This is a genomic window from Weizmannia acidilactici, assembly GCF_008974185.1.
Lineage (GTDB): Bacteria > Bacillota > Bacilli > Bacillales > Bacillaceae_C > Weizmannia > Weizmannia acidilactici.
In genome coordinates, this window is sequence record NZ_BKZP01000019.1 from 18,995 (window position 1) to 42,140 (window position 23,146).

Genomic DNA, 23,146 nt, shown 5'->3' on the forward strand with positions numbered 1-23,146 from the left:
GGGCCGCCGCTTCCATTATTGAAGTGTATAGTCGGTAATATTTTGTTCAATCAGGCGCGCAGCCTTCATGGTGGTCAACGGCATGCCGGCAGGACTGACAAGGACGCCCGACCCCAAGATCTGCGCCATGGCATTTTTTAATTTTGCCGTATCAACCGGTTCGGCCGGGCTGTCAACTGCCACGCGCACCGTTTTGCCGTCTTCGGATACAAATTGAAGTTCCAATGTTTTCAATTCACTATTCCCCCTTTAGAATTAGCTTAAAATATCGTTGTTGTCAATGCGCTCGACCGTAACCAAAGGCTTTTGCTGCAGGGACGCGTAGGCCTGCGCGAATTGTTGGATGCTGTCCGGCGTTGCCGTCAGCGCCACATTTGTAAATGTCTTCGTTTTCGTCACCGGTTTCCCCTTTTCATCCACTCCATCGTCAAAAATCAATGAAATGCGGGAACGTCTTAAATATGCTTGCGCCATTTCCCGCTCACCCCCTTTCACCCCTTATATAGTGACCAGCGGGGAAAAAGGGCACCTCCATGCGCAAAATTTTTGGAAAACTGATAAAAGAGGCTGAAACCATTTGGGAAATATATGAAAGCTACGCGTTCTTTATAAGGCTTTAAAGACATTTCATGGCCTGAATTTTATGCCTAACGGTTCTGAGAAGAGTTATCAGAACCATTTCGTACCTGAATTTTTAATCTAACGGTCATTAACAAACCATACAGGCTGATATTTTCGTGAAAGGGAGTTACTGAAGACCGTTCCGTCCATAAATATAAATGGCTGCCCGGCTGCAAAAACGACCTGCCCCGCACATGATACGCGAAAACAGGCAGTGCCCGCTGTATAAAAAATTAATGGATCAAACCGAGCCGCATCGCCTTTACAGCCGCTTCCGTACGATTTTTAGCATGCAGCCGTTTCATTAAGCTTGACACATAATCCCTCACCGTATATTCGCTCAAATGCAGAATTTCAGCCGCTTCCATTGTCGATGCCCCGTCTGCCAAAAGCTGGAGGATATGGATCTCGCGGGCGGACAATTGGACAAGCTCCAATTGTTTTTCGTCCCACTGGTTCGCCTTTAAAAATTTGGCCAAAAGCTCCCCTGCGCTCTGGCCAAATTTCAAGAGCGACGTGAATGTGCTGCTGTCCACCTGGAAAAACTTTCCCGGCCCCTGGTCCAAAATGGCGCCACCGATCAGCGTCCCTTCCGACGGCACACAGATCGGCGCCACGACGACGGATTCAAGCTGGAACTGCTTCACATATTGCATTGGGAATTCTTCCGATGCTTTCGGAATATAAAGCGGCTGGAAATGCTGCACCATCTTCGGCTGCGGTTCCGCATTTGCCAAGGTTTTTGAAATGGACGGGAAATGGTGGATCGCTTCTTTTATATTTTGGATATCCGCATTATTAAAATGGTAGCCGAAAAGGCCGAACCCTGCCCCGTCACTTGCCGAATAACGGAACAGGGCACAGCGCTCAAACGGCAGGTATTGTGCATAGCCGTAAGCGATATTTTGGATGGCTTCGTTTAAATCCTGCGACCGCATAATCCATTCGTTAAACAATATGACCGCATCTTTCCACTGGTCCCCCGCATAGATTTTCACACTTATTTCTTCTTCCATCTGCAAAAGGTGCATTGCATACGTCAAGAAAGGGATGGTTGCCGAAACATCATGGTCGCTCATGCAAAAAATCAGTACTTCATTTTTCCATGGGACAGGGAATACATCCCGTTTTTCATCCGGCTTCTTGCGCGGCGTCAGCTTCAATAAAGCTTCCGACAGCCAGAACCATGAGGGGTCCGCCCGTTCATACAGCTCACTCGTAATGATGCCATCATCCATTCCGATCACTTTTTTCAGGCGGTATCCCCCATCCACATGGCTGATCCTCGCAATCCACTCAATCCGAAGCTGTTCGGACTGGACAAGCTGTTCGCAGAATGCCTCTATATGGAATGCTGCCTGTTTCGAGATGAGCAGCGCTTTTTCGCAAATTTTTGAAAATAAATATTGGACGGAAGGATGCAGATGGAAAGAACGGGTCGTGCTTTCCTTGATCGCCTTATGCACGGAATTTTCAATCAGTGCCAAAATAAAAATCAGCATATGCGGCTCCGGCGGACGGTTAAATTCTTTCACCCATTGGGAACGGATATTGTAAATCAACGTTTCAACCGATTGCTGGTCGGAACGGAAAAAGGCGGTGAAGCAATTGAAAGCGAATTCAAAAGCATTCGCACTGCCTTTATGCGTCTCCTTTAAATATCGCAAAATTTCCTTGCATTCCGACGTAATTTGCTGCTGGTGCGAACGCAAAAGATCAACCCCGTGTTTCATGACCATTTTCATATGCGCATTTAACGACAGTGACACCTTTCTCCCCCTTCATCCATTTTTAACCCCTTTGCCAAGCTTTTTTCCTTCTATATTATCATATTAGCACGGCATCGGTGTTTTTTTAAGACCGGCCGGTATTTTGCACACGATATTTGTAGGCCCGGGCATAAAAAATTTCCTACAATCATAGGAATATATTTTTTAGCCCGAAATGAATAAAATAAAGAAAAAATGTAAGCGATACCATTATAGAAAGGAGGGGATATTCCGCGTTTTTGCTTCCGATCCGCACGGCTTTATAAATTGATTTTTTTTCACAAGGGGAGGATTGTACATGAACGAAGGGGCTTTAGTGATTCAAGGGAAAACGTCGAAAAAATGGTTCTTTTCATCGCTGCTTGCAGGGCTTTTATTTTTAGGAGGATTATTGGCGGTGCTCGGCATCAACGGGGTTGCTGTTGCGGCTTCAGTCGGGGGCATCGGCAAGTTTAACGTTTCATTTAAGGAAATGCAGGGGCAGGGCTTTAAATTATACGGAGACTTATACGGGGATCCTTCCAAAGGCGCAGATCACGTCAAACCTGTCTTTGTGAATGAAATTGATCAAGTGACCATTCAAGATCTTGTCATTGCAAAAAATGTTTCGATTCCGCTCCTCGGCGACTATCAAGTAAAAATTACAGCAGGGGACGGGGACACACCTGTACATCTCAAAGGTTTGATCCAAAAAGCGGCATTGATTCAAGGAGACGCCGTCTTTACAAATATGAATATTTCCGAAAACTATGTAACTGCAGACGACCCTGAAGCCGTGAAAAAAGGCTTTACGCAGGGGTCAGATACATTAACGATCAGAAACGGCAGCTTGGATACGCATTATCTTTTCCAAAAAGTGGCGAATCTGCCGGATCTGAAAGTACAGCTTGTGAAAAAATAGGCTTGTCTTCAAGGAGTGATCATAATGGGCAAGTTCCATGTGTTCCGCACCAAATTTAAAAGCTGGAGAAGAAGCCGGCCGTTCTGGGGGGCAACGTTTACGTTGCTCTCCGGAATGATTATTTTATATGTGCCGGTCCAGCTTCTCGAAGTGGCAGCCGCACCTGGGAGTATGGTTTCCATCGGCCTCATTTTCGGCGGTGTTATTTTCCTGATCGGCGGAATGGGATATTTTTTCCCAAAATTCAATATTGTGTTCGGCGTTTTGACGATTTTCCTATCCGTCCTTTCCATTATGGGCGCAATGGGCGGATTTTTAATCGGTACCCTGCTCGGCATTATCGGCGGGTCTTTATCTGTTTCATGGAGAGTGATCAAGCAGGAAGAACCGGCGGCTGAAATGGGTTCCATCCGGGAAATTGCCGCAGGGACAGTAGAAGAAAAATAAAGACTATTGACAGAAATGGTGATGCAAGTGAAGAAGACAAAATCTTTCCTGTTTATAGCCGCATTCATCGCATTCAATTTTTGCTTTTTTGTGAATCTAACGGTGGCTGAATCCCCAACAACAGATGGTTTCATTATGGAAGCGGACCACGTTGAAGGATTGATGCTCGCCCCTGCCATTGTCATAGACGATACAATGACAAAGCAAAACCAGGTAATGCTGCGCCTGCAATATTCGGATGCAACCATCTACGGGTTAAAAATTACGAAAGTGCTGCAAACATCGGAGGGCCCGGTAACCGTCCACATGAATGCGGCCGGCCCTATTCATTTGAAAAATATGAAAGTGGACGTCACAAAAGCGGAATTCAGCGGAATTTACGCCCCCGACAAATTGGACGGGATCGGTATGAAAGATGTCCGCCTCGTTGCCCATCAACAGCTGGCGGGAATTGCAGATCTCCCAAATTTGGATGTAACGATGGAAAATGGCGCTGCCAATATCGATACTTCAAGTTCAGATGAGGAAACTTTGCGGAAAATCGCCGACCAGCTGACCGAGCTGCTGAAATCGGGTGGTGGAACGGAACAAAAAGACGTCAAAACAAAGTCTGATGCTTCCGGAAATAAAGGGAGTGGCAAAACTCCGGATCAAAGCAAGGATAGCACCCGGGACACAGGCAAAGGCACCACTTCTAATACAAGCAAGGATAGCACCCCGGATACGGAAAAAGCCAAATCTGATCATTCAGCAAAACAAACGGAAAATCATTCTGAAGAAAAATCTTCATCCGAGGCTTCCCGCTCTTCCGCCCAATCCGGGCAAGACGGAGGCAATCTAGGTGCAAACGTTCAACAAAAAGAAGGCAGCAGCTCCGAAAATCAGGAGCGAACTGCCCTCTTTTGCTTTATTGAAACAAATTGGAGATTGCATCAAAGATTTTTTTGAAGAAATCCTGCACACTTTGCCAGAAACCTTTATCGCCTGCCGCTTCTTTGATTTTATTGCTTAGTTTGTCGGACAAACTGCCCAGTTCGCTTTTTACCGAATCAAAGTTGATATTCAGCTTACGCATTTGGTCAAATAAATCATACAAGAGCTGCCGGTCGGAGTCGGTCAGATTGATATTTAAATCTTTTAATTTATCGTCAACAATTTTTTCGATATCTTCTTTGGTCGCCGGATGCTGGGCCGCGATCTCCTGCTTAATTTCGGTCAAAAGCTGTGTAACCTGGTCATTGCTTAACCCTTCTTTTTGCGCCAAATCGGTCGCCACATTCAATTCCTGGCTGGCAACTTTTGTCCGGTCCGAATCAAGCTTGTCGCCCGAACTGCTGGAGTCGTCGTATGCTTTGTAAATGCCGACGAGTGCGGAGTGCCCGGTAACTTTTAAAGGGGAAGCCACTTCGATGTCCGCATTCTGGACACCGGCCGTCAGCAGCGCGTTTTTATACATATCCGCCGTTACTTCTGTAATATTGTCCGGCGTTACAATATGGACCTGGACGCCGCCGGAATCGGTTCTTGTAATTTTCGCCGAAGAATACATATGCGAATTGCGGTTTCCGTCTGGGATGTAGTGGACGAGGTCATCGCCCGTCACAGTAATTTCTTCCACATTGCTTGCGTCGTCAACGCCAAGATCTTTTTCCACTTCCGCTTTTTGGGAGGCGGAAAGCGCCGAGCCGACTACGACAATCGGCTGCCCATACTTTTCATCGATTCCCGTATCACTATTTCCGGAAGCCTTGGCAATGCCATTCATGCCAAACCCAAGCGCAACCGTGACTGTTAATCCCATTAAACCCAATCTTTTCAACATGTTACTTTCTCCTTTTCCTGTTTTGAAATGTTGCCGGCCGTGCCGTAAGCCATTTCAAGGATGCCTGTAAACATACATCCTAAATTATAATGCAATCATTACCATTGCACCATGAGTTTTCCCTAAAAATTTGATGAAAAACGGGCCCTTGTGCCTGAAAAAAGTTTTGAAAATCAAATACGATTTCTAGATAACGCTTTCAAAATATTGAATTTTATACTAAAATAAAGATAGCAGTTACGACACAAACAGGAAAGGTGTTTGCTCATGGGCAATCAAATGCAGTCATTTCCGTGTCTTCACAGGATTCAAACGATGTACGCAGAATTTAGTGAAAAAGAGAGAAAAATCGCAGACTACATCCTCAGTAATCCGCAGCATTTGGTTCACAGCACGATCAACCAGGTTGCGGACGATTTGCTCGTTGCCGACGCCACCGTGTTTCGTTTTTGCAAACGGATCGGTTTCAGCGGTTTCCAGGCCATGAAAATCGCATTGGCTGCGGAAGCCGCACGCCCTGAAATAGAAGTGAACGAGGCCATCAAAGATACTGACAGCGAAAAAGCTGTTGCGGTAAAAGTGTTCGAATCAAATATCCAAACGCTGCGGGATACGATCCACACTTTTAACCAAAAACATCTTCATGATGCCGTCGAATTTATCCGCAAAGCAAACAGCGTCATCTTTTACGGCTTCGGCAGTTCTGCGATTGTCGCACTCGATGCGCACGAAAAATTTTTGCAGACCGATCTTAAAACGGCGGCTTATACAGACCCACATTTGCAGCTGCTAAGTGCGGCGAAGTTAACGAGCGATGATGCGGCGATACTGATCTCCCACTTTGGATCGGATAAGGATATGCTGAAACTGCTGCATACCATCCAGGAAAACGGCGCCAAAACGATCGGGATTACGCAATTTGCCAAATCTCCGCTCAGCCAGAAAGTGGATGTTCCTTTGTTTACGGTTTCGCAGGAAACTGATTTCCGCTCCTCTTCCTTTTCTTCGCGGATTGTGCAGCTCAGCATCATTGACGCCCTCTATGTGAATGTCATGGTGAAGACAAAGGACGAAAATGAAGAAGTTTTGCAAAAAAGCAAAGAAACTTACACCGTGTGACAGTGCCCCGCCTGTATGCCGACGGGGTGTTGCCGCATTTTTGTATCTTTATTCCCCGCTGAATAAAGTAAATCTCGACCCTAGGACATTCCTCTGGAGCTCCGCCACCATTTTTACAATATCCGGATCAGGCCGGACAACCGATTTGGCCTGCTGGCTGAGGATTGCATAAACAGGCTTTGCTTCCGATTTTGCACGTGAAACAACCCAACTTCCCCCCTTTTTTTCAAGCGTCAAGTCGACAACCCCGAGATGGCTTCCCCATCTGCCCGGCATCACTGCGGGTACGCCGTTGATCGTCCCTTTCCGTATATCGACGCCGGGAACCCCCGCAAAAACTTCACTTGGAAAAACCCTGTGCTGGTGGCCGAATAAAATGGCGTCAATTCCCTTTACCTGGCTCAGCAAATAAACGGCATCACCGGTATAAAAAGGCTGTTTCGCGGGCGGATCCACGCCGCAATGGGCCAAAGCAATGATGAGATCGGCCCCCTCTTGTTTCATCTTCGGAATAAAATGCGCTGCCGTTTGCATAATATCTTTCGCCTTAACCCTTCCTTGAAGCCCCGGCTTTTCCCATTCAATCACGGACGGGGTAACAAAGCCGATGACCCCGATTTTCAAATGATGATGGCGCCCGAGCCTGTCTTCAACTTTTTTGTCCAAAATGACATAAGGTTTAAAAAAGTTCTGTTCGTCCATATCGTTTTTCCCGAAGTTGTAGTAAATGTTGGCATTCACAAACGGAAATTGTGCGCCGCGGATCGTTTGGACCAAAAAATCAAGGCCATAATGGAAATCATGGTTACCCATTGTCGCGGCATCATATTGCAAATGATTCATCACCTTGATAAAAGGGTGGACTTCCCCTTTTTTCAGCGGGCGCCGCGCCGCATAGGCCGCCATATCGTTTCCCTCAAGCAAGTCCCCGTCATCAAAAAGCAACGTATTTTTTGCCGTCTTTCTTTCCTGGGAAATGAGCGACGCGGTCAGCGCCAGCCCGTAAGTTTCCACCTCCGAGCGGGCTGCATAATCGTAATTGAGCATATATCCGTGCAAGTCCGTTGTTTCCAATAACCTTAAATCGACCGGGGCCTGTTTCGGCTGGAACAAAAAAGCCGCCTCTGCTTCCTTCCCCCGGGAAAAAACCGCTGCCAAAAGTATGCATACAGCCGCCCGTCTCAGCATTTTTCTTCCGTCCATCTGAATCCCCCTTCCATCGGCGGCGGTGCAAAAAATGTTGAACTTAGTTTGCGCCCGCCCGTCCTCCATTATTTCGGACCGCCCTGTAACAATCATTGGCAAAACTTTGTTAAAACTTACTGGAATTTGATCGCTTTTCCAGCCTGCGCACAAAAAAAGAAAGCGATGAGCTTGTACCCGTTGTGGTATCTCACCGCTTTCCTGTATCGTATTTATTCAGTCAATTCAAGATTCAGTCGCATATTGGGCATCGCGTTCTCCGCTGATTTCGGCGAGATATGCTTCCCCTTTTGCTTTATCATATTTGCCTTCCCACTTGGACACAATAATGGTTGCGAGTGAATTGCCGATGACATTGCAGGCCGTTCTTGCCATATCAAGGATACGGTCGATCCCGGCAATAAAGGCGAGTCCTTCAAGCGGAATGCCGACAGAGCCCAATGTTGCCAAAAGGACAACGAACGATACGCCCGGCACGCCGGCGATACCTTTTGATGTCACCATCAGCACCAATACGAGCGAAATCTGTGCGCTGATCGATAAATGGATGCCGTACATTTGGGCAATAAACAAGGCGGCAAGCGACTGGTACAGCGTTGAGCCGTCCAGGTTAAACGAATAACCGGTTGGAATCACGAGCGTCGTAATCGATTTCGGACAGCCGAATTTTTCCATTTTCTGCATCAGTTTCGGCAGCACCGTTTCCGAGCTGGCGGTTGAGTAGGCCAAAATCAGTTCATCTTTCAATATCTTAAAAATATGGAAAATATTGACGCGAAAGATCCAAGCAATCAAACCAAGGACAACCACAATAAAGAAAATAATCGTTCCGTACACGGTTAAAACGAGTTTACTTAACGGGATCAGCGATTTAAGCCCGAATTGTGTCACTGTCACGCCGATCAAGCCGAATACGCCGATCGGGGCAACTTTCATGACCAAATTCGTGACATAAAACATTGCCTCACTTACGCCCTGGAAAAAGTGGAGCACCGGTTTCCCCTTTTCGCCAATCGCGGCAACCCCGATCCCGAACACCACGGAAAAGAAGATGATCGGAAGCATATTCCCTTGCGATAATGATTCAAACAAGTTGGTCGGCACAATATTTAAAATCGTATCGATAATGCCGTGTTCCGAAGTTTCTTTCGTTGTCTGCACATAACTGTGGATATCCGTTTTTGTCAGCGAGCTCATATCGATTCCTGTGCCCGGATGGACAATATTCGCGGCGAGTAGCCCGACAACGATCGCAATCGTCGTGACAATTTCAAAATAAATCAAGGTTTTAAAGCCGAGCTTTCCGACCTGCTTAATATCCCCGGCCCCGGCAACGCCGACAATTAAGCTGGAAACGACAATCGGAATGACAATCATTTTAATCAGCCGCAAAAAGATATCCCCGAACGGCTGCAGAATATTCGAAACGGTATCATTGCCATGGAAAACTCCGCCAATGATAATGCCAAGAATAAGTCCGATAAAAATCTGCCAAGCCAAGCTGATTCTTCTCATGAAATTCCCTCCCAGATGTAAAATATTTTTGGCTGTCGATGATCGCAACATCCGCTTTGTGAAAACGCGCTTGCAAATCCGGAGCCGCCCCCGGGGTTCCAGCGCGCCGGATTCCCTTTAGGGGCTGCAAAATATTGCGGAATCAGCCATTTTTTTAAAGCGGTATGCCAAACCGTACCCCTGTTCCGCGGCCGGCAAACCGGGTTCATGGTTTAAAAAAAACCACGAAAGAGAGACTCCTTCGCAGCACAAAGCTTAAGAAGACGTGTCCAAAAAACACGTGCAGTTCTCTCCAGACGCTTACGAGGTTAGCTGACGGATTAGGGAGTAAAGAGTCTCCCCACCTTTCTAAAGAAAGGTTTCACCCCTGGTGCCGAAACACCGAATGGTTCCCCCGCTTACATGAAGCATGTAATTGAGCGATCATATGAAGTTCGAAAAAAGTAATTCCAACCATCCTTCAAATAGTTTTTTAGCGTCCGTGCCTATTATATAATATTTTAATATAACTTAGCAAATATATTTTACTTATAAAAAATTGCATAATTAATAGTAACGGCCCCAACTTCACCCTTTCCATATAATTTGTTAAAATGATAACAAACTTATTTTTCATGAAAAGAGGTAGGACATGGCTACTTTTTATTTTGTGCGCCACGGCCAGACGGAGTGGAATGCTGACAGGAACAGATACTGCGGAAGGAGCGATATCGGGTTGTCAGAATTGGGCATCAGGCAGGCGGAACTGGCGGCCGAAGCTTTAAAGGATGTTCCGTTTGATGCCGCTTATTCATCGACATTAAGCCGCGCTTATGATACGGCGGAAATTCTGCTCCGGGGGCGGAACCTGCCTATCGGGAAAGACCCGCGTATCGTCGAAACCGACTTCGGTATGTGGGAAGGGGAAAGATTGGAAGATTTCTCCGTCAAGTTCCCGGACAATTGGGAGGCATGGCTCCGCGACCCGGGTACAACGAAGGCGGGCTATACAGGAGAGAATGCAGTCCAAGTCTATACCCGCTTCCGTGAATGTGTCGATGAATTGGCACAGAAGCATCCGGATGGGACAATCCTTGTGGTTGCCCACAGCATGGCCGTCCGTTTTTTTGTTGCAGGAACCTTGCAGGTGCCTTTTAAAAATTATCGCATGATCCCGCAGGACAATACCGGCATTACGATTTATAAACAAACCCCGGAAGATTCCCGCTTCCTGGCGATTAATATCAACACGCATTTATATTCTATAAAATGAATCTATTTAAATTTCATACTATTTTTTGAATATAATAATAGAAGCTGTTCGTATTCAAAAAAGCGGTGGATTCTGGTCAACCCGCCGCTTTTTGAATACATTTTCATAACGAAAACGATTACATATAGAAAAAAGTTTAAATCAATCTTCTTTTCATGCTAAACTGTAGATGGACTATAAAAAAAAGAGCCGGGAACGCAAAATCTTTCATCACTATTGGGGAACTGAAAGAGATTTTATCAGATTTCATTAGAAAATAGGGGGTATCTTTGTCTACACGTCTATTTTCATGCTGTCCCCGGCCCTTTATCACGATATCCGTAAAAAGGGATACTTGTCCTTCGACAAATAATTTCTATACATTTATATTATACACAATTATTTTGGATGTCAACCACCATTTTTGATTTTTTTAAGGAGAAATGGCTATGGCCAATCATGGGAAAGAAAACATGAAAGACGTAAAAGAAATATTTGCAGCGCGCTTGAAGAAAATGCGGACGGAGCGGGGTTACAGTCAGCCCGGGCTTGCAAAACGCATCGGCGTGAGCGACCGCAATATTTCCAACTATGAAACCGGGTATAGTTTTCCTTCTATTAAAGTGCTGTACCGCATCTCACAAGTGTTAAAAGTTTCAATCGATTATCTGCTGGGGCTGACCAACCATCCGGAACTTGATGAAACAAATGATGCTGTCAGCAACCCGGAAAAGAAGCTGCTGGAAACGTTAAGCAATGAACCGGATTTGTATCAATTGATGCTGAAAGATCCCGAGAAAATGGCAAACCGCATTTACCGGACGTGGAATTTGATTAGAGAACTGAATGACCATGGCGATGGCGAAAATACATAAACCATTTTAAGCAAAAATTAAATGATCTCCTTCATAATGGACAACGTGGGAATCACCCACGAAAGAATGACATTGTAAAGGAGATATGGTTATGGCAAAAACAACAAAAGCCCATTTTTTTGTTAGCCTCATTACATCAATCTTACTCTTCCTGCAGGCAGGATTAGGACTTTATACTTATTTCACCAGCCCGAAGCAAAACGGGCAAGCAGCAGCCATGCATGGCGGTATGGGGCAGGCAACGTTTGGAGGTTCTTCAAGCAGCAGTTCCAGCAGCTCATCCGGCAGCAGTTATTCAAGCAGCACAAACAGTATGCCATCCGGAATGCCAAGCGGTATGAAGCAGACAAGCAACAGTTCATTCTCGCTCATGCGCATGGAAACCGGCACAGCCGGCTTAGTGATCAATCTCGTCTTTCTGCTCGTTTCCTTGTTCGGTTTCCTCTTAGCATGGAAGGTGCGGAGCGGAAACAAAGTGGAAATTGAATAAATCGCTCCCCCTTTTTCGAAGGGGGTTTTTCATGCCTTCATATTGCCAAAAAAAGAGCGGCCCTTATTTGCCGCTCTTTTTTTCCTGCAACTCTTTACGCCTTTTTTTTGGAAAAGTAATCGTAAACTTTGTGCCTTCGCCGAGTTTGCTGTCCACTTTGATTTTCCCGTTATGCTTTTCGACAATCCACTTTGCAATGGAAAGGCCGAGGCCGAGGCTGTCGGTTTTGGTGCGCGATTTGCTGACCTGGTAAAAACGGTCAAAGATTTTTTCACGGTCTTCTTCTTTCAGGCCGATTCCGTTATCTTCCACAGTTATCCCGACTTGGTTTTTGCTTTCAAAGCAGGCAAGCTGGATTTTTCCATCATCCCCGGTATATTTCATCGCATTATCCAACAAAATGACAATCAGCTGATGGATCCGGTCCTGGTCACCCGAAAAAGTAATCGGCGGCGCGGATTTTAAAATGATTTCTTTCCCCTGTATTGATGCCAATTCCGAAAAATGGTCCACGATTTCTTTCATGAGTTCATCCAAATAAAAATCCTTTATTTCAATTTCAATTTCATTTGAATCGGAACGCGCCAACGTCAGCAGGCTGGAAACAAGTTTTGTCAGGCGCCTGCATTCTTTTAATATCGTAGAAATGTCCGGGAGAATATCCTGGACGGTTTCATTCGGCTTCCGCAACAAAAGCTCAACCCGCGACTGGATAACCGCGAGCGGGGTGCGGATTTCATGGGAAGCATCGGAAACAAATTGCGTCTGCTTTTCCCAAGAAGCTTTGATCGGCTTTAATGCCCTTTCCGCTAAAATCAGTCCGGCAATCACGGCAAGGAGGCTTGCCAGCGCGCAGCCGGCAATGGTAATGATCAGCAGTTTGTGAAGCATAATGACTTCCCCGTCTATCTGCTCCACGAATTGGATTTTGACATTTTCCCCCTGCATGACGCCTCTTACCGTATACGTACGGAAATAATGTCCTTCCACCTCAATCGTATCCATAATGTCATAATGTTTCGGCGCAAATTTCTCCTCGTTATCTTCGTAAATATATGCATCCGGCCCATTATCGGCATGCGTCAGCAATTCATTGTCCCGGCTCCAGATCAATACGCGCAGGCGGATATCACCGTGAATATCGCCGTCCCTGCCAACGCCGGTTTTTTCGATCCGGTTCAATGCGGAATAAATACTCCGGTCGGCTTCACTGTACATATGTGTGCGCACATACAAATAAATGACCGAACCTAGCACCGCAATCAGTAAAATGAACACGCATGAATTTAAGACTGTCAGCTTGATTCTTGTTTTCCGGAACATCGATTATTCTTTGGGCTCCTTTAAAATGTAACCGATCCCGCGCACATTTTGGATGTCTTTATGGTATCCATATGGTTCCAGTTTTTTTCTTAAATGGTGGATGTACACTTCGACAATTGCAACGGTCGTGTCACTATCAAATCCCCAGACCCTGTCAAAAATCTGTTCCCTTGTTAAGATATTGCCGCTGTTTTGGATCAGGTATTCGAGCAGTTCATACTGGGTAATCGTCAGCTTGACCGGATGGCCGTCCACTTTGATTTCTTTGTCCTTCCCGAATAATTCGATCCCGCGGTAACGCAATGTATGTTCAATTGTCATATTGCTTGTCCTTCGCAACGAAGCGCGGATCCTTGCTTTCAGTTCGGCCGTCTGGAACGGTTTGACGATATAATCATCGCCGCCGATCTCAAGCCCTTTGACCCGGTCTTCCAATGAATCTTTGGCGGTGACAAACAATACAGGCGTCATAATTTGGTCTTTCCGCAATTCTTTTAATATCGTAAAGCCGTCCATTTCGGGCAGCATAACATCGAGCAAAATTATGTCGTAAATATTTTGCTGTGCCAAAAAGAGCGCTTCTTCCCCGTCTGTCGCGGTTTCCACTTCAAACTCATCTTCGAGCATCCGTTTCATGGATTCCAACAATGATACATTGTCTTCTACGATTAAAAGTTTCATGCAGCAATACCTCCATTTTCCCCATTATATCAAAAACATTTTGTGCACAAAATGGCCATTCTCTTTCCTTTTTTGTGACAAGTTTCGCGAAATCCGCTTCCCGCCCGGCACGCTTTTCCATCAGGGGTATTGCGGATTTCATGCTTGCAATCTATTGAAAAAACACTTGGATCATTATCATCCAAGTGTTTTTCATGTTATTCATATCGTAAAGCCTGGATCGGATTCAATTTTGAAGCTTTGTTTGCCGGGAAGACGCCGAACACGACACCGACGATTAATGAAAATCCGAAGGCGAGTGCAGTTACCGGCAGCGACAGCGACACGGATGCACTGGCAAACAGCCCGTAAATTTTGATGGCGGCGAATCCGACGCCGACGCCGAGCAGTCCGCCAAGCGCGCTCAATACAATCGCTTCAATCAGGAACTGTACGAGAATATCTTTCCGTTTCGCCCCGATCGCTTTCCGGATCCCGATTTCTTTCGTCCGCTCCGATACCGAGACGAACATAATATTCATGATCCCGATCCCGCCGACAAGAAGCGAGATGCTGGCAATGCTGCCGAGAAGCAGTGACATCGTATTTTGCACTTCGCTCATCGTATTCATGATATCCTGCGAATTGGAAACACTGTAGTAATCACTGTCATGGAAAACGGATAGAAGCGAATATTTAACTTCTCTTTCCACAAACGAAACTTGATCGGCGCTTGCCGCCTGTACGTAGACGGAACTAATATTGGTCGAACCAACCAATCTTTCCGCGGTGCTGAACGGCACAAAGATGGTATAATCGCCGCTCGTTCCCATTGAGCTGCCTGAAGATTGCAGTACGCCGACAATTTTATAAGAAGTCCCGTTTAATTGGATGGTCCGGCCGACCGGATTCTCCGCCCCAAACAGATCGGTCGCTGTTTCCGATCCTATCACGCATGTTTTTAAACGCAACTCATTATCGATATCAGCCAGGAAACGGCCGCTTGACAGTTTTGTATTTTTAATTTTTTGATAGGATGCAGTCGTACCGATTACGTTAATCGTTGAGGACGTTGTGCCGTATTTGGCGGTTACCCGGCCAGAAATCACCGGTGCCACCCGCTTTACGCCGCTTAGTTTTTTCAAATGATTCACATCATCAATCGTGAAATCGCTGCTGTCCGAATCGAGGACACTGACCGTTAACACGTTTGTCCCGAGGCTGTTAATCGAGGAGCTAACCGATTGGGAACTGGACTGCCCGATGGAAACGAGTGCAATGACGGAAGCAACCCCGATGATAATCCCGAGCATCGTCAGGATTGACCGCAATTTGCTTGTTTGGATGTTTCTTAATGCCAGTTTAAAAGAAGGCAGAAGTTTCAACCAGATCCCCTCCATTCTCATAGAGACGGCCATCTTTAATTTGCACAATCCGCTTTGCCTGCCTTGCCACACCGAGATCATGGGTAATCAAAATAATCGTATGACCTTCTTCATTTAATTTTTTCATAACTTCCATGATTTCCCGGCTTGTTTTACTGTCGAGCGCACCCGTCGGTTCATCAGCGAGTAAAATCGGCGGATTGCAGACCAATGAACGTGCGATCGCAACACGCTGCTGCTGGCCGCCCGATAACTGGGCCGGGAGATGCTGTGCCCGGTTCCCCAAACCGACTTTATCAAGGCACTCCCGGGCAATCTTCCTGCGTTCATGCGGGCCCATCCCCTGGTATAACAGCGGCAGCTCGACGTTTTCAATGGCCGTAAGCTTGGACAGCAGGTTAAAATTTTGGAAAATAAACCCGATTTTTTGATTGCGGATCGCCGCCAGCTGGTTGTCATTTAATTTCCCAACGTTATGCCCTTCAAGGATATATTCACCCGATTCCGGCTTATCGAGGCAGCCGATCATGTTCATCAATGTCGATTTGCCGGAACCGGACGGGCCGATGATGGCGATAAACTCGCCATCTTCGACATGAAGGGAAACCCGATGCAGTGCCGTCACCGTTTCCCCTCCGACTTTATACGTTTTGACCATATCTTTTATTTCAATCAGTGTCTTCCCCATTATTGAGCGCCCCCATGCATTCCGGTACCGGAGAAGTTTCCGCCAGGCATGCCGCCGCCGGAGAATCCGCCGTTCATCATCACGCCTTTCTTGGCTGAAGTAGAAGAAGATGACGAACTGTTGGAGACTGAAGGAAGTACAACCTCTTGACCGACACTCAAGCCGCTTGTCACTTGGATATCGTCATCATTGTTGATGCCGGTTTTGATCGTTTGTTTTGTTGTGCCGGAATCAGTTTTCACGTAAACATATTTCGAGCTGCCATCGGTATGGACGGCATCAACCGGTACATAAACCGCATTTTTCACCGTTTTGGTTGTGATTGTGGCTTCTGTGGACATCCCGACTTTAATATTTTTCGGATTTTCGATGGATATCGTTACATCAAAAGTTGATACGCCGTTATTATTGGTTCCTTCTTCGGCAACATCCGTCACTTTACCTTTGAAAGTTTTGTCATCAAGGGCACTCAAAGTGATTTCCGCACTTTGGCCTTCTTTCACTTTGTTAATATCCGTTTCATCGACACTAATGGTCGTTTCCAACTTGTTGTAATTTTTAATATGCGCCACAACCTGGTTTTCCCTTACCTGGTCACCGCTTTGGACACTTAACGATGTAATCTCACCGGAAATCGGTGCCGTAATCGGGTCGCTGCCATCGGTAAAAGTGACCAATGTATCGCCTTTTTCTACTTTATCGCCTTTCGAAACAAGCACTTCATCCACCGTTGCTGTGCCGTCAGCTTCAACATCTTTGCTGCTTGACGATTCAACCGTCCCGGAACCGGTTACCTTGACCGTTAATGTCCCCTTCTGTACCGAGGAGGTTTGTATTGTTGTCGTGCTGGCATCCGCACTGCTCTGCTTACTTTTCACATAAAAAAACGACCCTCCCCCTATAATGACGACAATCAAGACGATTGTGATAATCCATTTTTTCATCCTTATTTCTCCTTTCCTGCTTCCCGTTTATATAAGGAACAACCTGCCCCAAGGCAATACTTCCACAGATGATTCATTTCCTCGCTGACTTTATTATGGATGGCCAATCTTAAATTTTTCTTAATGGTATAAAAAAGGATGGCCCCCGAAGCCGGCCTGCTTATCCAGCAGGGGTTCCGCACATTGTAATCATCAAAATTGCAGTCCGGGCACTTCCCATATCATATATATAGGAAGAAGGCCATTATACCTATGTCCAAAATCCGACATTTTATGTGAATCCTCAAAAAAAATATATCTAATGATGCAGAACCGTGTTATAATGTCGAATCATATGACTGAAAAAAGAGAGGACGAACCGATGAAGAAAAAAATCCTGATGTCTTTCTTAAGTTTGATCGGGATCGTTATCATCGCCGGCGGGGCGTACGCGTACTATATATACAACTCGGCAAAAGCCGCCGCAGATAAAATGCACGAAACCGTAAAAAGTACTTCAATTACCACAACAGCCTCCAGCCAAAACGGGCAGCCAATTTCGATTTTGCTGCTCGGCGTTGACCAGCGCAAAAACGATCCGGGCCGTTCGGACACGATCATCGTCATGACGCTGAACCCTAAAAAAGGCACAACGCAAATGATCAGCATCCCCCGCGATACAAGGGCGCTGATTGCCGGGCGCGGCACGATGGATAAAATCAATGCCGCTTACGCATACGGCGGAACCGAAATGGCGCTTGAGACAGTTGAAAATTTTACGGGCATGCAAATGGATTACTATGTCCGCGTCAATATGAAGGCCCTCAAAGAACTTGTAGACGCGATCGGCGGGATCACCGTCAACAATACGATCGACTGGTATGATGAAGGATATTATAAAAAGGGTTACCATTACAAAAAAGGGGAAATCCATCTGAACGGGGCCCAGGCGCTTGGTTACGTCAGAATGCGCCATTTGGATCCGGAGGGGGATTTCGGACGGAATAAACGGCAGCGGAAAGTCATTGAAGCCCTGATCCAAAAGGCAACAAGCATTACTTCGGTTACGAAATTCACAAGCATTTTGAATACGCTCGGCGATAACGTCAAAACCAACATGACGTTCAATGACATGCTTACGATTGAAAAAAATTACCGGAATGCCGCCAATAAAATTACGCAGTATGAAGTAAAAGGCACAAATACGACGATCAATGGCGTGTATTACTTATCCGTTTCAGACGCCGAAAAAGAAAAAGTGGCGCAAATGCTCCGGCAAAATCTATCAAACAACTAAAAAGGCCCGCTCCCGCATCACAAAAATGCGGGGCGGACCTTTTTTTGCATGAACAATTACGGTCATTTATTTCCAATCATGCGGAGCAGGTCTTCAAGAGGCGTCTCGGCCATCGAATGGATGCGGTGGTCGAAATCGCCAAACTGCAGATCCTTCGTTACCCGGTTCGGCACCACGACACACAACATGCCGGCGCGTTTTGCCGCCAAAGCCCCGTTTGGCGAATCTTCAAATACGAGGCAGTGTTCCGGTTTAACGCCAAGGCAGTCGGCAGCTTTCAAGTACAAAGCCGGATCAGGCTTCACCTTTTCCACATCATTCGATGATTTGATGCAATCGAAGTACTCAAAAAGCTTGAGATGATTTAAGTAGCGGGAAATCCATTCATAATCGGAGCTGGAAGCAAGCCCGACTTTTAAGCCCAGCTGTTTGGCCGATTTCAAGTAATCTTCCACACCTTCACGGGCCGTCCCCTTTTCCAGTCTTTTTAAAAACTGCTCCTCAAGTTGCCTGTTCAGTTTTTCTATCTCAACAGGCTGCCGGATTTGTTCTTCAAGATATTTGAAAGGCTCAAAATTGGAACGGGTCCCGATTCCTTTTCCCCACAGCTCCAACGGCAATTCGCAGTGATAGCCGCGGAAAATTTCACATAGCACTTCATAATGTTCCGTTTCCGTATCCATAATCAGCCCGTCAAAATCAAAAATGACAGCTTTGATCATCCGCAAAACCCCCTTTTTTTCATTCATATTATACTGTAAAAATACTTTCTTCCATTAAGGTTATGAAATCTTTTTCACCATGTTTCCTTCGCGATTATTCACATATTTGTAAATTATTCTCGTATAACAACAAAAATTTGACAAGTCTATGAATATTATATGAATTTTTTATGAACATTTTATGAATAATGGGGGATTCCAAGGTAAAATACAACACAAAATATACAGTTTTATTGTAAAATAGATTAGCACCATAATAAAGGTGAAAAAATATTAAAGTAGCAGTTTTCATCAACTTCTATCATTATTGTTTTTATCTGTACATCATTTTACCAAACCGGAAGGAGAGAAAAAATGTGTTGAGGAAACTACCTTGGAAGTTGACACTGCTGTTGTCTCTCACTTCGCTGTTTTTATTGGGCGGATGTGACACAAAAATGGCAGTACTGGATCCACAGGGCCCAATGGCACGGGAACAATATCATCTTATTGTTTACTCGGCAATATTAATGGCTTTTGTGTTTGTCGTTGTCTTGGGGCTGTACCTTTACATGGTCATTAAATACAGGGAGTCGCGTTTGCCGGCTGACTACAAACCGCCGCAACTCCACGGGCATAAGGTGCTTGAGACCGTTTGGACGCTGATCCCGGTGCTTATCATTATTGCCATTGCAATTCCTACTGTGAAAGCAAACTATTCGGTGGAAGAAACGCCAAAATCGTTAAAAGACAAAAAACCTTTAACCATTTACGTCACATCTGCGGACTGGAAATGGATTTTCAGTTATCCTGAGCAAGGGATTGAAACCGTTAACTACGCAAATATTCCGACAGATCGCCCGATTAAATTCCAGTTGACATCAGCCGGCACGATGGCTTCATTCTGGGTGCCTGAACTGGGCGGGCAGAAATACACGATGCCGAATATGACAATGCAGCTGATCCTGTCTGCGGATCATCCGGGCGACTATACGGGGAGAAACTCAAACTTTAACGGCGAAGGTTTCGCTAAAATGGACTTTAACGTTGTTGCCCAAACACAGTCCGATTTTAATAAATGGGTAAAAGAAGTCAAAAGCACCGCCCCAAAAATGAAAAAATCGGATTATGAAAAACTTGTCAAAACGGAAGGGCTTGTCGGAACACAAACGTATACCGGCACGCACTTAAAATGGGTAAATGTCCATGAGCAGCATACTTACGGCGAACAATCGAAAACGAAGTCAAACGAAAGCCATGACCACAGCAATATGGATATGTCCAATATGGATATGAGCGGTAACAACTAACGGAATAGGAGGAAAAAAGCGTGAAACTAAGTGATTTTTTCGTCACCGGTGAACCGGCCATATACGCTGCCGAAGTCGGTATCGTACTCGGTATAATCGCTGTCGTCTTTTCATTGACCTATTTCAAAAAATGGAAATGGTTATGGAAAGAATGGCTGACGACCGTTGACCATAAAAAAATCGGAATTATGTACATTATCGTTGCTATTTTGATGTTATTCCGCGGCGGCGTCGATGCTTTAATGATGAGAACACAGCTAGCGCTGCCGAACCAGCATTTATTGGACGCTAACCACTACGACGGGATTTTTACAACACACGGCGTAGTCATGATCTTATTTATGGCGATGCCGTTCCTGTTTGGGTTAATCAACATTGCCGTTCCATTGCAAATCGGGGCGCGCGATGTCGCCTTCCCGCTTTTGAACGCATTCAGCTTCTGGGCAATGGTTGCCGGGGCGGCGCTGTTTAATATTTCATTTATCATCGGGGGTTCGCCTACTGCCGGCTGGACGAGTTATTTCCCGCTTGCCGGTACCGAATTTACAAAAGGCGTGGGAAATAACTATTATGCGCTTGGCCTGCAGCTCTCCGGGATCGGGACGCTGGCAACAGCCGTTAACTTCATTGTCACGATCCTTAAGATGCGGGCACCGGGCATGACACTGATGAAAATGCCGATGTTTGCCTGGTCTACTTTAATTACATTTATTATCGTACTTTTCGCTTTCCCTGTATTGACAGTGGCATTGGCTGAAATCACGTTTGACCGCACATTCGGCGCCCACTTCTTTACAATGGGGTCAGGCGGTAGCCCGATGCTTTGGGCAAACTTGTTCTGGATCTGGGGCCACCCGGAAGTGTATATTGTATTGCTTCCGTCTCTTGGCATTTATTCGGAAATCATCGCAACATTCTCGGGAAAACGGCTTTTCGGTTATACTTCAATGGTTGTCGCCATGGCCGGGATTGCGTTCTTCAGCTATTTCACATGGGTCCACCACTTCTTTACAATGGGGAACACATCGGCCGTTAACTCGTTCTTCTCGATTTCAACGATGATTATCGCGATTCCGACAGGTGTCAAATTATTCAACGAAATCTTTACGATGTACAAAGGGAAAATCAGGTTGACGACACCAATGCTGTGGTCGCTTGCCTTCATCCCGACGTTCCTGATCGGCGGGGTTACGGGCGTTATGCTTTCGATGGCAGCAGCAGACTACCAATACCATAATTCGTATTTCCTGATTGCCCACTTCCATTACACGTTGATTCCGGCAGTCGCCTATGCTTGTTTTGCAGGGCTCCACTACTGGTATCCGAAAATGTTCGGCTACATGCTGAATGAAAAACTCGGAAAAATTACGTTCTGGTTGTGGATGGTCGGCTTTAACGTTTGCTTCCTTCCGCAGTACTTTGTCGGGCTCGACGGAATGGCACGCCGGATGTACACTTATGAAGCAGGGCTCGGATGGACCGGTTGGAACTTCACCTCTACAGTCGGTGCTTACATCATGGGCGTTGCCTTTCTCGTACTCGCTTGGAACATTGTTTACAGCATTAAGCACGGCAAACGCGATACGACCGGCGACCCATGGGACGGCCGAACACTCGAATGGGCAACCCATACGCCTGTCCCGGTTTACAACTTTGCAAAACAACCGATCGTTTCGACGATTGACGCTTATGCTGAATACAAAGAAAACGGAACACCTATTTTTAAAGATGATGACATCCGCCCGATCCATATGCCGAGCAACTCGGCAATGCCGTTCTTCTCTGCAGTCGGTATGGGGCTTGCAGGATTCGGGTTGGTTTGGTCGTGGTGGTGGCTTGCCATCATTGGCGGTCTCATCTTCCTCGGTTGCCTGGCCTGGAGATCGTTTGACCCGGATAAAGGCTATCATATCGGCGTAGATGAAATTAGACGCACTGAAAATGCAGCAGGGGGGTTAAAATGATGAGCGGTGAACATTTGGATACGTCATTGCCACTTGAATACCAGCGAAATCAGGACCGCCTCACGATCTTTGGTTTCTGGGTCTTCCTGGCAGCTGAAATCACGCTGTTTGCGACTCTGTTTGCAACGTACTTTACGCTTCAGCACCAAACGGCAAACGGGCCGGTACAACAGGACATCTTTGAACTCAAAGGTGTCCTGATTGAGACCTTTATCTTGTTAACGAGTAGCTTCACTTGCGGGATTGCCGTTTTTAATATGCGGAACAAAAATAAAAATGCGATGCTTGGCTGGTTTATTGTGACGCTGCTGTTGGGCGCGGCATTTGTTGGTTTTGAAATCAATGAATTCATCACTTATGTCCATGATGGTGCAACGTTGCCGACGAGCGCATTCCTTTCTGCTTTCTATGTATTGCTCGGGACGCACGGATGCCACGTTTCTTTCGGGATTTTGTGGGGAATTTCAATTATCACGCAGTTGATTCGGCGCGGGTTAAACCCAGTGGGTGCACGTAAATTCTTTGTCATCAGTATTTACTGGCACTTCCTGGATGTTGTCTGGATCTTCATCTTCACATTTGTTTATTTAGGAGGGTTGATGAAATAATGGAGCACCATTCCAAGTATCCAATCGGGCACATTATCGGCTTTCTGCTTTCGATCGTTTTAACCCTTGTGGCTTTATATGTTGCCCTGTACACCAACCTGTCCAAAACGGTGATCATCTGGACAATCGGCTTTTTTGCCTTCCTCCAGGCCGGTGTGCAGCTGTTCATGTTCATGCACGTAAAAGAAGGGGAAAACGGCAAAATCAATGTCAGCAACATGATCTACAGCATCATCATTGCCATTGTCGTTGTATATGGAACAATCTGGGTTATGCATTATTAATCCAAAAAAA

At 46.0% G+C, this 23,146-nt stretch carries 24 protein-coding genes and 1 riboswitch; of the genes, 12 read left to right on the forward strand and 12 right to left on the reverse strand.

Going from position 1 to position 23,146, the window contains the following annotated elements; genetic code table 11:
- Positions 1 to 15: 15 nt before the first annotated feature.
- The 3 genes from BpJC4_RS09620 to BpJC4_RS09630 form a co-directional block, all read right to left on the reverse strand.
- Positions 16 to 234, reverse strand: coding sequence for a DUF2922 domain-containing protein (locus BpJC4_RS09620; protein ID WP_151697816.1), 219 nt, complete (start codon positions 232 to 234; stop codon positions 16 to 18).
- Between the two features lie 21 nt (positions 235 to 255).
- The gene (locus BpJC4_RS09625; protein WP_151681161.1) at positions 256 to 474 is read right to left on the reverse strand and encodes a DUF1659 domain-containing protein; all 219 of its coding nucleotides are present in this window, start codon (positions 472 to 474) and stop codon (positions 256 to 258) included.
- Between the two features lie 380 nt (positions 475 to 854).
- A complete protein-coding gene (locus tag BpJC4_RS09630; RefSeq protein ID WP_151697817.1) occupies positions 855 to 2,390 on the reverse strand; it encodes a response regulator transcription factor in 1,536 nt (511 codons plus the stop codon).
- Positions 2,391 to 2,688: 298 nt separating this feature from the next.
- Here BpJC4_RS09630 and BpJC4_RS09635 point away from each other — a divergent pair, with 298 nt between their 5' ends.
- From BpJC4_RS09635 to BpJC4_RS16350, 3 genes are all read left to right on the forward strand, one after another.
- Positions 2,689 to 3,291, forward strand: a complete 603-nt coding sequence (locus BpJC4_RS09635) for a DUF6230 family protein (protein ID WP_151681163.1) — start codon at positions 2,689 to 2,691, stop codon at positions 3,289 to 3,291.
- A 24-nt stretch (positions 3,292 to 3,315) separates the two neighbouring features.
- On the forward strand, positions 3,316 to 3,738 hold the full coding sequence (locus BpJC4_RS09640; RefSeq protein ID WP_151681164.1) for a DUF6114 domain-containing protein: 423 nt from the start codon (positions 3,316 to 3,318) through the stop codon (positions 3,736 to 3,738).
- A gap of 135 nt (positions 3,739 to 3,873) precedes the next feature.
- Positions 3,874 to 4,686, forward strand: a complete 813-nt coding sequence (locus tag BpJC4_RS16350) for a hypothetical protein (protein ID WP_216643724.1) — start codon at positions 3,874 to 3,876, stop codon at positions 4,684 to 4,686.
- Here BpJC4_RS16350 and BpJC4_RS09650 read toward each other — a convergent pair.
- Positions 4,646 to 5,560: a DUF1002 domain-containing protein gene (locus BpJC4_RS09650; RefSeq protein WP_151681165.1), complete on the reverse strand. Its 915-nt coding sequence runs from the start codon at positions 5,558 to 5,560 to the stop codon at positions 4,646 to 4,648. The genes BpJC4_RS16350 and BpJC4_RS09650 overlap by 41 nt on opposite strands.
- Positions 5,561 to 5,827: 267 nt before the next feature.
- On the opposite strand from BpJC4_RS09650, the gene BpJC4_RS09655 reads away from it, so the two are divergent.
- A complete protein-coding gene (locus BpJC4_RS09655; RefSeq protein ID WP_151697818.1) occupies positions 5,828 to 6,679 on the forward strand; it encodes a MurR/RpiR family transcriptional regulator in 852 nt (283 codons plus the stop codon).
- Between the two features lie 48 nt (positions 6,680 to 6,727).
- On the opposite strand, the gene BpJC4_RS09660 is transcribed toward BpJC4_RS09655, so the two are convergent.
- Together BpJC4_RS09660 and gltP are read right to left on the reverse strand one after the other, a co-directional pair.
- Positions 6,728 to 7,882, reverse strand: coding sequence for a metallophosphoesterase (locus BpJC4_RS09660; protein ID WP_151697819.1), 1,155 nt, complete (start codon positions 7,880 to 7,882; stop codon positions 6,728 to 6,730).
- A gap of 225 nt (positions 7,883 to 8,107) precedes the next feature.
- On the reverse strand, positions 8,108 to 9,397 hold the full coding sequence (gene gltP, locus BpJC4_RS09665) for a glutamate/aspartate:proton symporter GltP (protein ID WP_151681168.1): 1,290 nt from the start codon (positions 9,395 to 9,397) through the stop codon (positions 8,108 to 8,110).
- 283 nt (positions 9,398 to 9,680) lie between these two features.
- Positions 9,681 to 9,829, reverse strand: a riboswitch (cyclic di-AMP (ydaO/yuaA leader).
- A gap of 199 nt (positions 9,830 to 10,028) precedes the next feature.
- On the opposite strand from gltP, the gene BpJC4_RS09670 reads away from it, so the two are divergent.
- The 3 genes from BpJC4_RS09670 to BpJC4_RS09680 all read left to right on the forward strand — a co-directional run bounded on the left by BpJC4_RS09670 (position 10,029) and on the right by BpJC4_RS09680 (position 11,993).
- A complete protein-coding gene (locus tag BpJC4_RS09670; RefSeq protein WP_151681169.1) occupies positions 10,029 to 10,649 on the forward strand; it encodes a histidine phosphatase family protein in 621 nt (206 codons plus the stop codon).
- 428 nt (positions 10,650 to 11,077) lie between these two features.
- A complete protein-coding gene (locus BpJC4_RS09675) occupies positions 11,078 to 11,503 on the forward strand; it encodes a helix-turn-helix domain-containing protein (protein WP_151681170.1) in 426 nt (141 codons plus the stop codon).
- A 91-nt stretch (positions 11,504 to 11,594) separates the two neighbouring features.
- Complete coding sequence (locus tag BpJC4_RS09680; protein WP_151681171.1) at positions 11,595 to 11,993, forward strand: hypothetical protein; 399 nt, start codon at positions 11,595 to 11,597, stop codon at positions 11,991 to 11,993.
- Between the two features lie 63 nt (positions 11,994 to 12,056).
- On the opposite strand, the gene BpJC4_RS09685 is transcribed toward BpJC4_RS09680, so the two are convergent.
- From BpJC4_RS09685 to BpJC4_RS09705, 5 genes are all read right to left on the reverse strand, one after another.
- Positions 12,057 to 13,316, reverse strand: a complete 1,260-nt coding sequence (locus tag BpJC4_RS09685) for a sensor histidine kinase (protein WP_151681172.1) — start codon at positions 13,314 to 13,316, stop codon at positions 12,057 to 12,059.
- A gap of 3 nt (positions 13,317 to 13,319) precedes the next feature.
- The gene (locus tag BpJC4_RS09690; RefSeq protein ID WP_151681173.1) at positions 13,320 to 13,997 is read right to left on the reverse strand and encodes a response regulator transcription factor; all 678 of its coding nucleotides are present in this window, start codon (positions 13,995 to 13,997) and stop codon (positions 13,320 to 13,322) included.
- Between the two features lie 197 nt (positions 13,998 to 14,194).
- Positions 14,195 to 15,361, reverse strand: a complete 1,167-nt coding sequence (locus BpJC4_RS09695) for an ABC transporter permease (RefSeq protein ID WP_151697820.1) — start codon at positions 15,359 to 15,361, stop codon at positions 14,195 to 14,197.
- Positions 15,339 to 16,049, reverse strand: coding sequence for an ABC transporter ATP-binding protein (locus BpJC4_RS09700; protein ID WP_151681175.1), 711 nt, complete (start codon positions 16,047 to 16,049; stop codon positions 15,339 to 15,341). Before BpJC4_RS09700 ends, BpJC4_RS09695 begins: the two co-directional genes overlap by 23 nt.
- On the reverse strand, positions 16,049 to 16,993 hold the full coding sequence (locus tag BpJC4_RS09705; protein WP_151681176.1) for an efflux RND transporter periplasmic adaptor subunit: 945 nt from the start codon (positions 16,991 to 16,993) through the stop codon (positions 16,049 to 16,051). Before BpJC4_RS09705 ends, BpJC4_RS09700 begins: the two co-directional genes overlap by 1 nt.
- Positions 16,994 to 17,354: 361 nt before the next feature.
- Between BpJC4_RS09705 and BpJC4_RS09710 the strand changes: the two genes are divergently transcribed.
- Positions 17,355 to 18,269 carry an LCP family glycopolymer transferase gene (locus BpJC4_RS09710; RefSeq protein WP_151697821.1) on the forward strand — a complete coding sequence of 305 codons (915 nt, stop codon included), beginning with the start codon at positions 17,355 to 17,357 and terminating at the stop codon, positions 18,267 to 18,269.
- A 62-nt stretch (positions 18,270 to 18,331) separates the two neighbouring features.
- On the opposite strand, the gene BpJC4_RS09715 is transcribed toward BpJC4_RS09710, so the two are convergent.
- Positions 18,332 to 18,991 (reverse strand): HAD family hydrolase, encoded by a 660-nt coding sequence (locus tag BpJC4_RS09715; protein WP_151697822.1) that lies wholly within the window; start codon positions 18,989 to 18,991, stop codon positions 18,332 to 18,334.
- A 356-nt stretch (positions 18,992 to 19,347) separates the two neighbouring features.
- Here BpJC4_RS09715 and qoxA point away from each other — a divergent pair, with 356 nt between their 5' ends.
- From qoxA to qoxD, 4 genes are read left to right on the forward strand one after another with little or no spacing between them, the layout of a single operon-like run.
- Positions 19,348 to 20,280, forward strand: a complete 933-nt coding sequence (gene qoxA / locus BpJC4_RS09720) for a cytochrome aa3 quinol oxidase subunit II (RefSeq protein ID WP_151697823.1) — start codon at positions 19,348 to 19,350, stop codon at positions 20,278 to 20,280.
- Positions 20,281 to 20,300: 20 nt separating this feature from the next.
- The gene (qoxB, locus tag BpJC4_RS09725; protein ID WP_151697824.1) at positions 20,301 to 22,244 is read left to right on the forward strand and encodes a cytochrome aa3 quinol oxidase subunit I; all 1,944 of its coding nucleotides are present in this window, start codon (positions 20,301 to 20,303) and stop codon (positions 22,242 to 22,244) included.
- The gene (gene qoxC / locus BpJC4_RS09730) at positions 22,244 to 22,852 is read left to right on the forward strand and encodes a cytochrome aa3 quinol oxidase subunit III (protein WP_151681181.1); all 609 of its coding nucleotides are present in this window, start codon (positions 22,244 to 22,246) and stop codon (positions 22,850 to 22,852) included. Before qoxB ends, qoxC begins: the two co-directional genes overlap by 1 nt.
- On the forward strand, positions 22,852 to 23,136 hold the full coding sequence (gene qoxD / locus BpJC4_RS09735; protein WP_151681182.1) for a cytochrome aa3 quinol oxidase subunit IV: 285 nt from the start codon (positions 22,852 to 22,854) through the stop codon (positions 23,134 to 23,136). Before qoxC ends, qoxD begins: the two co-directional genes overlap by 1 nt.
- The last annotated feature ends 10 nt before the right edge of the window (positions 23,137 to 23,146 follow it).